We start from the raw sequence: 14,773 nt of genomic DNA, 5'->3' as shown, positions 1-14,773 counted from the left end.
GTGAAGAAAAAACTGATTCTCCTTTCTATTATAACCGGTTTTCTGATGCCCGCATCTTTTGCACAACAGGCATATTATACCCGTAAAAGCAATGGCCTCCTGGACCTTACCGCCCAGGGAGCCGCTCATCTGGCAGAACTGCCACTTCGTTGTATGCAGCAAGAGTTCCCCTACAAAACAGGGGTTGTATTCTCGGATAGTTCGCTGGTCACCCATCCCAAAAACTACCATCCCGCTTTCTATGGCTGCTTCGACTGGCATAGCAGCGTACACGGTCACTGGATGCTGGTACGCCTGCTGAAGTCATTCCCGGGTATGGCCAAAGAAAAAGAAGTAATTAGTAAACTGTCACAAAACCTGACGGCAAACAATATTGCACAGGAACAACAGCTTTTCAAAAACAAAGAAAATAAGAGCTTCGAGCGTATCTATGGCTGGAGCTGGCTATTGCAACTGCAAAGAGAATTGCTGACATGGAACGACCCTCTAGGCAAACAACTGGCGGCAAACGTACAGCCACTGGCTACCCAGTTCTCAAAAGCTTATATCGATTTCCTCGGCAAACTGGTATACCCGATCCGCGTAGGAGAACATACCAACCTGGCTTTCGGCCTCTCCCTCGCGTGGGATTATGCAGTCACTGCGAATGATACAGCCCTGCAAAACGCCATCCGCGAAGCAGCGCTCCGCTTCTACAAAGCTGACAAAAACTGCCCCGTGGCATGGGAACCCGGAGGTTATGACTTCCTTTCCCCCTGCCTGGAAGAAGCAGATCTGATGAGACGCGTACTGCCTGCAAAAGAATACCAGCAATGGATCAAAGCCTTTGTACCTGACCTGTTTAAAAAAGATATTACCGCCTTCAAAGTGGCACAGGTAAAAGATATTACTGACGGTAAACTTGTACATCTCTACGGACTGAACCTTAGCAGAGCATGGTGCCTATACGGCATTGCGCGCCATACTACAGAAAATCGTGAAGCGATACTCCAGCTGGCCAACCAGCATCTGGAAGCCGCTATCCCGCATGTTGCCAGTGGCGACTACGCAGGAGAACACTGGCTCGCCTCCTTCGCGGTATACGCGCTGACCACAGAGAACAATTAATGCCTATCTTACTGCTATGCACCGGATACTTCCTATCCTTATCCTATTGATGTTTTATTTTTCTGCCAGGTCCAGTGCGCAGCAAAAAAACTTTTCTATCGCACCAGCCCCCACATGGCTGGTGCCCTATAAACCAGATCTCAAACAGGCCCCTAATGCCAGAGATGTCAGTAATGGCTATTACATGCTGCTGTTTGAAGAACAACACCATGTTGAACAGGCCGCACTGTACCATCACGAGATCAAACAGATCATCTCAGAAGCCGGCATCCAGAATGCAGCTGAAATAACAGTCAACTACGACCCTGTATATGAAAAGCTGCACTTCCATAAAATACTGATCCGCCGCCAGGGAAAAATTATCAATCAACAGCTACAGGCTTCAAGGTTTAAAATACTGCAACAGGAAGACGACCTGTCCCGCTTTATTTACAGTGGAGTATACACGGCCTACTTTATCCTGGAAGATGTACGCAAAGGCGATCAGATAGAGTTTTCCTATACCGTGGAAGGGAATAACCCGATATTTGAACACAAATTCACCAGCCTCTTTTATCTGGCCTCTCCCAACCCGATAGTTAATTTTCATAGGAGTATCATTGCATCCCCCTCCCGGGAACTCTCCTTCAAAACTTTCAATGAAGCACCTATGCCCGACCGGCAAATGGTGAACGGCATGCAGGTGTACAAATGGGAAATGACCAACGTACAGGCACCTGAAACGGAAGAAGATGCACCCGGATGGTATGATAACTACCCCACCGTACAGGTAACTGAATATAACAACTGGATGGAGGTGATTAAATGGGGTGCCCGCATCAATAAAGTGCCACCTCCGGGCGCGCCACTTAAAGCCAAAATAGCAGAACTGAAAAGGGACGCCAGAGGCAATAAGGAAGCTTATATGCTCAAAGCCATCCGCTTTGTTCAGGATGATATCCGGTATATGGGTATCGAAATGGGAGAATATTCACATCGTCCTAATACACCCGATAAGATACTGATGCAGCGGTTCGGTGATTGTAAAGACAAATCACTCCTGCTTGTCACCATCCTCAAAGCAAATGGCATCTACGCAAGCATGGCTTATGTCGATTCATACATGAAAGGTCATGTTGTTGATTACCTGCCCGCGCCAGATCTTTTTGACCATGCTATCGTATACGCGAAACTCAAAGACAAAGAATACTGGATAGATGCAACCACCAGCTTTCAGCGTGGTAACCTGTCTATGCTAACAGTCGGAGACTTCCAGCAAGGCCTTGTGATAGACACTGCAGGTACGGGCGACTTTACGCCTGTGCGTAATTCAGGTAATGGAAAAACAATTATACACGAGCACTTTCAACTCCCTTCCGATCACAATGGGAAAGGCATCCTGACTGTCTCCTCAGTATTTACCACGCAATATGCAGATGATCAACGGGATCTGTTGGCTAATAGCAGCCGGAAGGATAATGAAAGTACCTTCCTCGACTACTATAAAAACATCTATGGCAGTGTCAGTATTGATTCATCATTACAGATAATCGATGATGAAGAAAATGATCGACTGGAAATACGGGAAAGCTATACATTACACGCCCCCTGGAAAACGGATAGTACCAAAGTTCATGGTATTGACTTCAACGTAAGAGCTAACCTGCTCAGAGATGTGCTGCCTCCTTACGCCGAAGAAGAAGACAGGAAAAAGGCACCGTTGGAAATGCGTTATCCCTTCTCACAGGATTACACCATTACTATAGAAATGCCCTCTCCATGGAAGATTGATGAAGAAGAACTGCATATCGATAATGAATATTATGCTCTGCATTTTGTCCCTTCTGTAAAAGACAGCCTCATTACGCTGCATTATACTTTTGAAACTCACCAGGATCATATCCCTGCCAGTTTCATTGCGACGTACATCAAAGACAGAAAGAAGATTGATGACTTTCTTGGATTCAAATTTTCCTGGGATGTAGAAGAGAAAGTTCAGGCAGAAGTACCGCCGGAAAAGATTAACTGGATGATTGTTGGCTTAACCGTTTTCCTTACAATCGTGTTTGTAAATCGTGCTATACGTTTCTATAAGACCTCCTTGCCACATGAGGCTATACATCCTGCACCCAGGGCCATCAGCGGCTTCCTGGTGCTGGTAGCAATTGTCGTATTCATTATCCCGGTAAGATTATTTTTTATCCTGATAGGGATGGATATCTTCAACAATAATATCTGGGAACACCTTGATAAATTACCTAATGCAACACATAGTACATCGCTGCTGCAGCTGCTGCTGTTAATAGAACTTGCCTGTACAATCTGCCTGTTTGTATTCAGTGTGTTACTGGTATTCCTGCTGATTAAAAGGAGAGATACTTTTCCTAAAGCACTGATCACTTTTGTAAGTTTCTGCGCCATCTTTAATCTGGCCGATGTACTCACTTTTAACTTTGTATATGGACGTAATCAATGGGCACCTGCATCGCTCAGTATATTCATTCAATCAGCCGCCAGTGCAGTAATACTGATACCATATATGCTGATAGCAAAGAGAGTCAAACTGACATTCATCAGGCCTTATGGAAAGGTGATCAGCAACCAGGAAATTACCTTTGAACATTAAGGTAAGATAGCAATGGATGTATTAACGAATGACTACTTATCTTACAATAATCTTATTCATTTATTACAAGATTGCTGTAAGATAAGTAGCCTGACACCAACATGAAACAGGATGGTCGCTGATGAATGTTATCTGACTTCATCTTCTGAAAGAGTACTGCGACATTGTATTGATCCGTTTCTTTATGCTGATGGATGGTTGACCCTTATATTGTTTCAGAATCATAGATCAGTACCTTTTCCCACAGATGCTTGCAATTCTCTACAAATGCAAGATGTATAGGATGTTGCTGATATATATCATGCCCTGCTTCGTCATTGAATACAGTCAGTTCACAATAGCTATAACTTTTATCAATTACAGGACGGTCAGTAGCTGCCGGTTTTCCAACGTTGAACATTACCAGTGATTCAATTGCTTTCAGCGATTGTACGCCTTCTTCAAATTGCTTTATATCTGCTTCTGAAAGTCCTGGCTTCAGCCAGAAATTTACGACGTGTACAAACATCTTCTGTTTATTTTTAAGTGTGTAAAATAGTTGCAGTCCTTTTTATTAATAGTGCCCTCTGGCGATCCCGATATCTTCTGGACGAACAGTGAAGCTACTAGCGACCTTGTAGCGACGGCCAAGCGACGAACAAGGAATTATTAACTGATGGCATTAATATACTTCCGGACGGTAACCCGGTTAACCAGATATACCAGTAATATCACTGCAACGGCAGCTACAGCAGTACCCGTTGCAATCAGCGGAGATACAGTCATTTCATGCGCCGCCAGCTGATGAGATGCCCACCATTGAATACCGGCAACCAGCAAGAGCGAAATAATTCCTATCAGCATATACAGCGGAACGAACTGTCGCATGAGGTACCTTTGTAACTGCCCCGGAGCCGCACCTAATGTAACCAGCAGCTGAATTTCCTTTTTACAGCTTGCAATGACCAGTTGAATGAACATACTGAATACCAGCAATGCAAACAGTAACAGAATCAATCCAAAGAAACCTATTACTGAAACGATTGTCTGCACAATCATTTTCGTCTTGCTATATTTGATTTTATCCTGGTTAGTAGTATACCCTTTATCTTCGAGATATTGTACCAATGCCGGATCAGAAGGATCTTTTGTTTTTATAATCACGCGGGAGGGGGCAGCTGCTTCTCCACTGCCAAATTTACCATTAGCCCATTCCATAAAGCTACCTGGCACCAGAAAGCTGGATATCCGATCAGAGAAGCCGACAATGCGCCCTGTGAACTCCTGGGTCATCAGTCCTTTGGAGATAGTAATCTTTATAGGTATTGCTTTTACTGTCTCTTGTGAGATCTGTGGCAGATCCTGACTGAGCGCAAAGCCGAAGTTATACAGATTAAGAAAATCGTTAGGCAGGATAATAGGGATGATATTATCAGCAGGAGTCCAGTTCCATGCTTCATGCTTCACATCAATAAATGAATCCGGCACAGACTCGAAAAACATATCAGTGTAGAAGTGCAGATCTCCGGGAGCAGCGGCAGTAACTTTATACTGATTGGAGGTGATGAATCCGAAGGCGTTCACAAAAGGCTGTTTTCTGATATCTGCAACTTCCTCTGCCGAGAAAACGCTTTGTGTACGTCGCCCCATCATTGCATTCGTAATGTTTTTATTGATCACCAGGAAGTCGGCACTTTCATTGGCATTCTGCTGACTATGCAGCAGCTGGTCGAAATCAGAATGCGCCTGTATAGCAATCAGCAGCAGGATCATAGCAATGCCTAAACCGCCGGCAGCCATGATCAGACGGGATCTGCCAATACCCGTCTGAATAATTTTTCTGAGTAACTGGTAGAAGGATGGCATCATAAGTTATAGTGTATGTCATATGCAAATCTGGTATCATCATCCAGATCAGTTAAAATAAATCCTGCATGGCGGGCTTTACATTCTTCGGTAATCAGTTGCGCAGCGCGGTGTGCATTCTCGTCATCGAGATGGCTAAAAGGCTCGTCCATCAGTAACCACTGAAAGGGCTGAACAAGGGCTCTGAGAATAGCCACCCGCTGACGTTCACCGTAAGACAATGTTTTACCACTTTGATTAAGTACATGCGTGATGTTTAGTCTGGACGCCATCTCGGTTACTTTCTCTGCCGTGCAATAAGGCTGGCCACCCATTACTCTTTTCAGCTCAATATTTTCCAGTGCGGTAAGCTGCTCAAATATGCGCAGATCCTGGAATACGACGCTGACCTGCGTCTGCCGCATGTCGGCTATGGCTGCTTTTGAATAAGCCGTCCAGGCCTTACCGTTGACCAGCACCTGACCGGTATAATCGGTTCTGACGTGATAGAGATAATGCACCAGTGTTGTCTTACCGGTACCGGAGGGGGCTTTTATTTTGATGAACTTACTCGGGGTGAATGAGATCTGCCTGTTCCAGACATCTGAAGAGCGCTGTAGTATCTTGTCCTTTAGTGGAACAGGCACCAGGTTTTCTAACTGTATCTGCATGTAACTGGTATTCTTGAAATGATGGCTCAATATAGAGCTTTTTCCAAATGAAAAATGTCCATGATGGTATTACCCACCATGGACATTTTATTTACCGGCTGGTATAACTTATTAATTTGTTTCTGCCGGTACAGTATCTATTACAGGCTGCACACTATCTGTAACAGCTGCTGCTTTTTTCTTGTCTTCCAGGTATTTGGCTGTTTCTGTACCCAGATTTACCAATTGTACCAGGCTGTTCTCGTCAGTATTCTTGAAGTTGAGTACTATCTCTGAATGCTGGGTTTTACCATCGAAAGAATTGCTGATAGCAGTCATATCTTTCAGCAGGTTTTTAAACTTACCAGCCAGCGGTTTACCATCTTCAGGGATTTCACTGTCAGGGATTACGTTTACGATCTTTTCAAAGTTTACATAAGCGCCCATTGGGTTGCCTTTGATTTTGCTTACGAAGCTGTTGTCAAGACCACCAGCTTTACCTTTACCGCCCAGGTATTCCTGCAGCAATGCAGAGTCAGAAGCGCTGGTTACCAGTTTATCAGTGATAGACAGTGCTGGCATACCTGGGAAATTGTTGGTCATTACATAGCCGGAACCTTGTTTGGTAAAGAAGCCTTTCAGCATAGGAGAACCCATTACTTTATCAAATGCAGCCTTGTCGCCAACTTTCATAGCAAATACCCATTTTGATTCAGGAACGGTAGTAGTATCGCCATCATACAGGCTTGCTTTCTTCTTCATTTCAAAGTCAGAAGCTACAAATACCAGCTGACCTTTGAAGGCATTCAGGATATCATCCAGCGTCAGGCCAGAGCTTTGTAATCCCATATTGGCAATACCATCCAGTCCGGTGCTTTTTACAATGTCACCGATCATGCGGAAGTCAAAGCCATATACCATAAAGCCGGTGATATTCTGGGAAGGATATTTCTCCAGCATATCGAGGTCAGCTTCCATGTTACCATATTTTTTGTAGATAGCAGCCAGGTCTTTACCTACATAGGAAGTACCTTCTACAACTACCTTACCTTTATCAAAGTTAACAGCACCGGTGTAGAAGCAGCCTGCCAGCAATGATTTCAGGTTAGCCGGCATCATAGACGCCTGAGCGCTGTAGATCGGCTCTGGGTTTACATACAGGCTAACGTCTGCATTATTTTTCAGCAGGTCGTTAAATGCTTCGATAGAACCAGCAGTTTCTTCCTTCTTCAGGTGAAACAGGCGATCGGCTTCAGCTACCCATGTCTGTGCAGCGTCAGTAGATACGAGAGCTGCCGGCTGAGCGATGTTGCTGTCTACAGCTTCTTCTTCATCCATACCTGGTACTGGCATTGCAGCAGGCGGTAATGCTTTCTGCATTGCATCTCCTTCTATTCCTTTCAGATAGATAACGGTGTTTTTGTTCCATGCAATAACCGCTTCCTGTTTATCTTCCAGGATGTATTTGAAGTCAGGTTTTTCCTGGAGAGAGAAGTTGCTTACATTCTTTTTCAGGTATGCTTCAAATTTATCAGCGTCTTTTAGTCCGCCTGTCAGGGTAATGTAGGACTGTGCTTTACCGTATACTACAGAGACAAATGAGTTGGCCTGCAGGTCTAATCCTGAGTTTTCGATATCCTTCCAGAATTTCCGGGCTTCGCTGAGCGTGTCTTTTTCCTGAACGGCAGCGAAGAGTTTATCCATGGTAATACCATTGGTAATCAATTTCTTGCTGATTTCTTTACTATTTACGCTTACAACGATGCTTGCTGTTTTCGGGATATATTTACTCTGTTCCGGCGCTTTGGAACAGGAGGATAGCACGACGGCAATTGCCGATACGGCCAACAAAGCTTTGGAAAACATTTTAGTCATAATCAGGGGATCAAAATTAATAATGAGTGAATTGGACGCTAAAATACTCTCTTTTTCGTTACTTGGTTATAGGGGCTTGCTATAAATTAATCATTTTTTTTATATATTAGCATTTGGGCATCCAAACGGCGGGAACGGGGAAAATGTAGATAAAACATTCATTTCTACGTTATTATTATAAAAATAAAAGCTGCAATAGTTTTATACCTTTGCACGATAAAGAGGTCTCTATCATGATTTTAAATCCTATTATTGAAGCGCTGTTATGTTCTTAATTCTTTTACAATACATCCGTCCGGTAGCTGCCGTAGAGCATTATATGGAGCAGCATAGAGCATTTCTGGATAAGTTCTATAAAAGCGGGCAATTTATACTGGCAGGGCGCCGTAAGCCGAAATCCGGAGGGTTGATTATTTGTAAAGCTTCAAGCCGTAGAGAAGTAGAGCAAATTATCAGTGAAGATCCGCTGGACAAGTACCAGCTGGCATTATATGAGATTATTGAGTTCGAGCCAACGTCTTACGTCAACGAGTTGCAATCCTATTTGTCATAGTAGAATGTATGCCTGATTACGCACTGTAGATGGTACATGTCCGCAATCAGGCATTAAAGAAGCTATTGTTTTCCTTCCAAGTTGTTGTCTGCCTCCTGCGTTTTGTCAAAGTCCAGTATTACGGAATTGATACAGTAGCGTAGTCCTGTAGGCGGCGGGCCGTCGTCAAAGACATGTCCGAGATGGGCTTTACAACGTCCACACATTACTTCTGTACGATGCATGCCATGTGTATTGTCGGGGGCGTAGATTATACTGCCTTTTGTGATTGGTTCAAAGAAGCTGGGCCAGCCGCAACTGCTTTCAAACTTAGCGTCTGATACAAACAGCGGGTTACCGCAAGCGGCACAGTGGTAGGTACCGTCTTCCTTGCTGTTCCAGTATTTACCTGTAAAAGCCCATTCAGTTCCTTTTTCACGGGCAATGTTATAAACTTCCGGAGATAAGCGCGCTTTCCATTCTTCATTGGTAAGGTTCACTTTATTGGTATCCGTTTTTGAGTATACGTCACTCTTTTTCTGGTCTTCCATGACTTATTTTTTGGGCGCCTGAGAGTAGGTGCAGTTGCTAACTAATACGGAAAGGCCCAAATTTATCAGATTCCTCCACTTCATACCTTTAATTAGTACTGATTAACGTCTTATTAACAACATCCTAATGTGAATAAATTATATTCCCACAGTGTGAATAAAGTTACAAACAGGGGGTATATAGGGTTCAGATGCCCGCCTGTATTGACATTCCTTTAAGAGTTCTATATCAACTACTTCACATATACACATTGGAATGTATACTTCTTTACCCCCACTCCCCCAATCAAAGACTAAACTTTGCTAACTTTACGGCAAAAGGCACATAATAAGTGGCGGATATTATTAATCTATTACCAGACAACATAGCCAATCAGATTGCTGCAGGAGAAGTGATTCAGAGGCCGGCTTCAGCAGTTAAAGAACTGCTGGAAAACGCTGTGGACGCAGGGGCGACAGAGATTCAGCTGATTATCCGGGATGCCGGTAAAGAACTGGTGCAGGTGATCGATAATGGGAAAGGCATGACCGAGACAGATGCACGCATGTGCTTTGAAAGGCATGCTACGTCTAAAATTCAGACCATAGATGACCTGTTCTCTATCCGTACCATGGGCTTCCGGGGTGAAGCGCTGGCATCTATTGCCGCCGTTTCTCAGGTTGAACTGAAAACCCGCCTGCGCGGTTCAGAGATAGGTACATATATTGAAATTGACAACAGCGCTGTCAAAAAACAGGAGATGTGCCAGACGGCAGAAGGTACCAGCATTGCTATGAAGAATCTTTTCTTTAACGTGCCTGCCCGTCGCAACTTCCTGAAAAGCAATGCTGCCGAGATGAGACATATCGTGGATGAGTTTATCCGCGTTGCCATGTCATTCCCACAGATACAGTTCACCCTCACCAATAATACACAGCAGCTTTTCTACCTGGAAAAAGGCTCTCTCAAACAACGTATCATAGCCATCCTTGGCCAGCATTATAACGCAAGGATCGTCTCTGTAAAGGAAACGACTGACTACATGAATGTCTATGGATTCGTTGGTAAACCGGAAACGGCTAAAAAAACCAGAGGAGACCAGTTCTTTTTTGTGAATAACCGCTTCATCAAGAGCCCCTACCTCCACCATGCAATCATGAACGCTTTCGCGGAAATGATCCCGGCGGATAGCTACCCACTGTATGTACTGTTCATAGACCTGGACCCAGGACACGTTGATATCAACGTTCACCCGACCAAACAGGAGATTAAGTTTGATGATGAGAAAGTCATGTACGCCTTCGTACAATCGGCGGTAAAACACGCCCTGGCTCAGTTCAACATTACGCCTACCCTGGACTTTGGTCTGGACCCCGGCATCCAGCACCTCGACGCTGTAAGTAAACCATTTACTGAACAGCAACAGGCGCAATCTGTCAATACTTCACTCTACAAAACATTTACCCAGGCCAATCAGGCCCATGCAATAGATGCCTCCAGCAACCTCAAACACTGGAAAGATCTGTATGACATCGGTAAATCAAATGCTGATTACTCCGGTACCGAAACCGATACAATGGATAGTCCAGGCCAGGAGACCTATACTACCTCGGCTACAACAATAGAAAGCCGTTCTACAGCTACCTCCATGATAGATGAGGGCTGGCAGGATACTTCTATTGATCAGAAAGTGCCGGTACAGGTACATCAGCAATATATCCTCTCGCAGATCAAATCCGGCTTTATCCTGATAGACCAGCAGGCAGCCCATGAACGCATCCTCTATGAACGCTACCAGCGCGCTGTGCAGGAGACGCCTATGGCTACCCAGCAAAGCCTATTCCCTCAGACGCTGCAACTGCTTCCTGCCGATGCCGCCCTGATTATGGAAATGCTTCCTGACCTGCAGATATTAGGCTATGACCTGGAGCCATTCGGCAAAGGTACCTTCGTAGTACGTGGTACGCCCGCCGATATCCAAAGCGGCAACGAACAGGCTAGTATCGAAGGCCTACTGGAACAGTTTAAAAACTATAGTCATGAATTAAAAGTGCCTCGCAGGGAACAGCTGATCCGCTCCATGGCGCGTAACAACGCCATCCCATTAGGGAAATCGTTGTCTACCCGCGAGATGCAGAATATCATTGACGAACTGTTCGCCTGCGCTATGCCTAATTCAGCTCCGGGAGGTAAGTATACTTACATCTCCTTCAAACTGACCGATCTGGCCAAGATGTTCGGATAATCAATTGATAACAAGCCTATTCAATTATAAAAAGGGAGCCCTGATCAATAATGATCAGGGCTCCCTTTTTATAGCTTAATGTGCTGGTCAGAACAACGGAAACACGTCTTTTAATGCACTGTATAACTTCCTGTGTACAGTATATGCCCTCTTATAAACCTCCGCATGCTCGGTCTGCGGTGTAAAGACCTTCTCCCTTCCGATGGTGAACGCTGTTTCCAGCTGTAATGTCTGAAATCCTAATAATACCGCCCCCATTGCTGAAGCATCACTCTCATTACGGAGATACATTGGTCGCTGAAACACATCAGCCATCAATTGTACCCATTCAGCCGAATTGGTGAAGCCTCCACTAACGAAGATCTTGTCTACTTTACCGGCAGTCTCTTCCAGGGCCTCAGTGATACTAAACAGTCCAAAAGCCATCCCTTCCAGCAAGGCCCGCATAAAATGCCAGGTGGTATGCTGTGGCTGTACGCCAATAAAAGCGCCTTTGGCATGCCCGTCCCATACCGGAGCCCGCTCTCCGTTCAGATAAGGGAGGCATAACAGCCCTTCTGCTCCGGGGGCTGTGCTCAAAGCCTGCTGCAACCCGGCATCTACATTAAGAGGCTTCTCGGTTGCTGACTGCAGGAATGAGTCCAGGTACCACTGTAATACTACACCACCATTGTTAATAGCTCCTCCGGTTACAAAGTACCCAGGCGTAAGTACATAGGTAAATAACCTTCCCTGCGGGTCTGTCAGCGGCTGATCTATCGTCATACGTACTGCGCCACTCGTACCTATTGTTAGAGTAGCATGCCCCTTTTCCAGTGCCCGGCTACCCAGCTGTGCCAGGCAACCATCGCTGGCTCCTGCAACAAACTTTGTAGTTGCCGGTATACCTAGTTCCTGTGCTACACTCTCCAGCAGCCCCTCTATAATACTGTTACTGCTTACCAGTTCAGGCAATTGCGCTGCTGTAATTCCAGCAGCTTCGAGTGATGGTCCGTTCCAGGTCAGGTCATGAATATTGAACAGTCCTGTCGCTGAGGCGGTAGAATGATCAGTGATATATCTGCCGAAAAAGTGGTAGAACACATATTCCTTAATACCTATAAAACAGGCAGTGTTATTATATATTTCCGGTGATTGTTCCTTCCACCAGATGATCTTACAAAGCGGAGACATGGCATGTACCGGTGTCCCACTCTGCTGGTGGAGGCTGGCAGATAGTGGACTATTCCGTAATCTGTCAACCACCGGCTGACTACGGTTATCTGCCCAGATAATCAGCGGAGTCAGGGCCTTGCCCTCCTGATCCATAGCCAGTATGCTATGCATAGCTGTGCTGAATGATACGGCCGCCGGCGGGTCTTTCATAATAGTAGCCACACTCCGGATACCGCTTTTAACGGCCATTAGTATTACCTCCGGATCCTGCTCACTATGACCAGGTTCCGGTTGGGATATTGAATATTCCTGCTGGGAATTTGCCATCACCTTTCCATCCTGTCTTACCGCAATTACCTTGGCACTACTTGTACCCATGTCCACTCCTATTATATATTCCATTGCTATATTTTTAGAAATTTCCTTTTATACTTTTTTTGCTATTAACCTTAGAAAATAATTTATAGATTTAAAATCACTTTAGGTCAAATAAATTATCCACGATTATGGCATTTCAGATAAAACAGAAAGGGCCTGTCTATGATATCTGCATTGTTGGCTCTGGTGCTGGCGGCGGTATGGCTGCCAAAATACTCTCAGAGGCCGGACTTAAAATAGCCCTGCTCGAAGCAGGACCCAAATATGACCCGGCAGATCCACAACAGATTACACAATTGAAATGGCCGGACGCCTCACCACGCAGGGGCGCCTCTACCACCCGCCCTTTTGGCGACTTTGACGCCGCTTATGGTGGCTGGGAAATAGAAGGCGAACCCTACACAGCCAAAGATGGTACCAAATTCGACTGGTTCCGCTCAAGAATGGTAGGTGGCCGTACCAACCACTGGGGACGTATCTCCTTACGCTTCGGCCCCAGAGACTTCAAACATAAAAGTTACGACGGCCTGGGAGATGACTGGCCTATCAGCTATGAAGATGTGGCCCCCTTCTATGACCGTGTAGATAAAATGATAGGTGTATTTGGGACTAAGGAGGGTCTTCCTAACGAACCAGACGGCTTCTTCCTGCCACCACCCAAGCCAAGACTGCATGAACTGATGCTTAAAAAAGCCGGAGATAAACTTAATATCCCGGTTATTACATCGCGTATGTCCATGCTTACACGCCCGGTTAACAAGGATAGAAGCGCCTGTTTCTTCTGCGGACAATGTAATCGTGGCTGCCAGGTATACGCTGATTTCTCCTCTTCTTCTGTACTGGTAAAACCTGCTGTTAAAAGCGGTCATGTCGATCTATATGATAATGCAATGGCCAGGGAAGTACTGACGGATAAGGAAGGTAAGGCTACCGGAGTAGCTTATGTGGATAAAACAGACCTCCAGGAATATGTAGTCAATGCACGGGTCATTGTATTGGCCGCCAGTGCATGTGAATCAGCAAGGCTGCTACTAAACTCAAAATCAGCAAGATATCCCAACGGATTGGCTAATTCCAGCGGCGTAGTAGGTAAGTATCTGCACGATTCTACCGGTTCTTCGCGTGCCGCCTTCCTGCCCCATCTGATGTCCCGTAAACGGTATAATGAAGATGGCGTAGGTGGTATGCACATGTACATTCCCTGGTGGGAGGATAATAAGAAGCTGGACTTTGCCCGGGGCTATCATATAGAATTTGGTGGTGGGATGCGCATGCCCTCCTACGGATCTCTCAGTGGTATAGAACGGCTCAATGGCAGATTTCCTGGCGAAGAAGGTAAACAGGGCCGTTCCGGCGGATATGGTAAATCACTTAAAGAAGACTACCGCAGGTTGTACGGCGCAACCGTCGGCTTTGCTGGTCGCGGTGAATGTATTGCCAGGGAAGACAACTATTGTGAAATAGATCCAAGAGTTGTTGATAAATGGGGTATTCCGGTACTTCGCTTCAACTATACCTGGAGTGACCATGAAGTAAAACAGGCTAAACACATGCAGGACACCTTTGAGCAACTGATCCATGAAATGGGTGGTACTGCCCTGGGAACTAAACCGGGTGCAGAGACTAACTACGGCCTGGAAACTCCCGGCAGGATCATTCACGAAGTAGGTACTACCCGTATGGGCGATGATCCGAAAAAGTCGGTACTCAATAAGTACAACCAGGCACATGATGTTAAAAACCTGTTTGTCGTAGATGGTGGCCCGTTTGTATCTCAGGCAGATAAAAACCCTACCTGGACCATCCTGGCTTTGTCTCTACGCGCATCAGAGTACATCATGGGAGAACTGAAAAAACAAAACATTTAAGTC

Annotated in this window: 11 protein-coding genes; 5 read left to right on the top strand and 6 right to left on the bottom strand. The window is 45.4% G+C overall.

What is annotated here, in order from left to right; translation table 11 throughout:
* Positions 1–1,107 carry a DUF2891 domain-containing protein gene (locus tag K1Y79_RS17730; protein WP_317197489.1) on the top strand — a complete coding sequence of 369 codons (1,107 nt, stop codon included), beginning with the start codon at positions 1–3 and terminating at the stop codon, positions 1,105–1,107.
* Between the two features lie 16 nt (positions 1,108–1,123).
* A complete protein-coding gene (locus K1Y79_RS17725; RefSeq protein ID WP_220251500.1) occupies positions 1,124–3,712 on the top strand; it encodes a DUF3857 domain-containing protein in 2,589 nt (862 codons plus the stop codon).
* A gap of 205 nt (positions 3,713–3,917) precedes the next feature.
* On the opposite strand, the gene K1Y79_RS17720 is transcribed toward K1Y79_RS17725, so the two are convergent.
* The 4 genes from K1Y79_RS17720 to K1Y79_RS17705 all read right to left on the bottom strand — a co-directional run bounded on the left by K1Y79_RS17720 (position 3,918) and on the right by K1Y79_RS17705 (position 8,061).
* Entirely contained in the window at positions 3,918–4,220 is a 303-nt protein-coding gene (locus tag K1Y79_RS17720) for a Dabb family protein (protein ID WP_220251499.1), read from the bottom strand.
* 140 nt (positions 4,221–4,360) lie between these two features.
* On the bottom strand, positions 4,361–5,560 hold the full coding sequence (locus tag K1Y79_RS17715) for an FtsX-like permease family protein (protein WP_220251498.1): 1,200 nt from the start codon (positions 5,558–5,560) through the stop codon (positions 4,361–4,363).
* Positions 5,557–6,207: an ATP-binding cassette domain-containing protein gene (locus K1Y79_RS17710; protein ID WP_220251497.1), complete on the bottom strand. Its 651-nt coding sequence runs from the start codon at positions 6,205–6,207 to the stop codon at positions 5,557–5,559. The genes K1Y79_RS17715 and K1Y79_RS17710 overlap by 4 nt, the downstream gene beginning before the upstream one ends.
* Before the next feature lie 111 nt (positions 6,208–6,318).
* Positions 6,319–8,061 (bottom strand): DUF4836 family protein, encoded by a 1,743-nt coding sequence (locus tag K1Y79_RS17705; protein WP_220251496.1) that lies wholly within the window; start codon positions 8,059–8,061, stop codon positions 6,319–6,321.
* 265 nt (positions 8,062–8,326) lie between these two features.
* Between K1Y79_RS17705 and K1Y79_RS17700 the strand changes: the two genes are divergently transcribed.
* On the top strand, positions 8,327–8,614 hold the full coding sequence (locus tag K1Y79_RS17700; RefSeq protein WP_220251495.1) for a YciI family protein: 288 nt from the start codon (positions 8,327–8,329) through the stop codon (positions 8,612–8,614).
* Positions 8,615–8,676: 62 nt separating this feature from the next.
* Here the strand turns inward: K1Y79_RS17700 and msrB are convergent, their stop codons facing one another.
* Positions 8,677–9,144 (bottom strand): peptide-methionine (R)-S-oxide reductase MsrB, encoded by a 468-nt coding sequence (gene msrB / locus K1Y79_RS17695; protein WP_236059688.1) that lies wholly within the window; start codon positions 9,142–9,144, stop codon positions 8,677–8,679.
* A gap of 332 nt (positions 9,145–9,476) precedes the next feature.
* Between msrB and mutL the strand changes: the two genes are divergently transcribed.
* On the top strand, positions 9,477–11,369 hold the full coding sequence (gene mutL, locus K1Y79_RS17690) for a DNA mismatch repair endonuclease MutL (RefSeq protein ID WP_220251494.1): 1,893 nt from the start codon (positions 9,477–9,479) through the stop codon (positions 11,367–11,369).
* An 87-nt stretch (positions 11,370–11,456) separates the two neighbouring features.
* Here mutL and K1Y79_RS17685 read toward each other — a convergent pair whose 3' ends face one another.
* Positions 11,457–12,926: a gluconokinase gene (locus K1Y79_RS17685; protein ID WP_220251493.1), complete on the bottom strand. Its 1,470-nt coding sequence runs from the start codon at positions 12,924–12,926 to the stop codon at positions 11,457–11,459.
* A 104-nt stretch (positions 12,927–13,030) separates the two neighbouring features.
* Between K1Y79_RS17685 and K1Y79_RS17680 the strand changes: the two genes are divergently transcribed.
* Positions 13,031–14,770: a GMC family oxidoreductase gene (locus K1Y79_RS17680; protein ID WP_220251492.1), complete on the top strand. Its 1,740-nt coding sequence runs from the start codon at positions 13,031–13,033 to the stop codon at positions 14,768–14,770.
* The last annotated feature ends 3 nt before the right edge of the window (positions 14,771–14,773 follow it).

Origin of the sequence: Chitinophaga rhizophila (genome assembly GCF_019492185.1) — a bacterium.
Taxonomy (GTDB): Bacteria; Bacteroidota; Bacteroidia; order Chitinophagales; family Chitinophagaceae; genus Chitinophaga; species Chitinophaga rhizophila.
Note: the sequence above shows the minus strand (reverse complement) of the source record. Positions and strands in the feature narration are given on the sequence as shown.

Bases quoted from the DNA above. Each gene is read 5' to 3' on its own strand.
- msrB (WP_236059688.1), bottom strand. From the start codon at position 9,144: ATGGAAGACCAGAAAAAGAGTGACGTATACTCAAAAACGGATACCAAT.
- K1Y79_RS17700 (WP_220251495.1), top strand. From the start codon at position 8,327: ATGTTCTTAATTCTTTTACAATACATCCGTCCGGTAGCTGCCGTAGAG.
- K1Y79_RS17680 (WP_220251492.1), top strand. From the start codon at position 13,031: ATGGCATTTCAGATAAAACAGAAAGGGCCTGTCTATGATATCTGCATT.
- K1Y79_RS17685 (WP_220251493.1), bottom strand. From the start codon at position 12,926: ATGGAATATATAATAGGAGTGGACATGGGTACAAGTAGTGCCAAGGTA.
- K1Y79_RS17705 (WP_220251496.1), bottom strand. From the start codon at position 8,061: ATGACTAAAATGTTTTCCAAAGCTTTGTTGGCCGTATCGGCAATTGCC.
- K1Y79_RS17715 (WP_220251498.1), bottom strand. From the start codon at position 5,560: ATGATGCCATCCTTCTACCAGTTACTCAGAAAAATTATTCAGACGGGT.
- K1Y79_RS17720 (WP_220251499.1), bottom strand. From the start codon at position 4,220: ATGTTTGTACACGTCGTAAATTTCTGGCTGAAGCCAGGACTTTCAGAA.
- K1Y79_RS17725 (WP_220251500.1), top strand. From the start codon at position 1,124: ATGCACCGGATACTTCCTATCCTTATCCTATTGATGTTTTATTTTTCT.
- K1Y79_RS17710 (WP_220251497.1), bottom strand. From the start codon at position 6,207: ATGCAGATACAGTTAGAAAACCTGGTGCCTGTTCCACTAAAGGACAAG.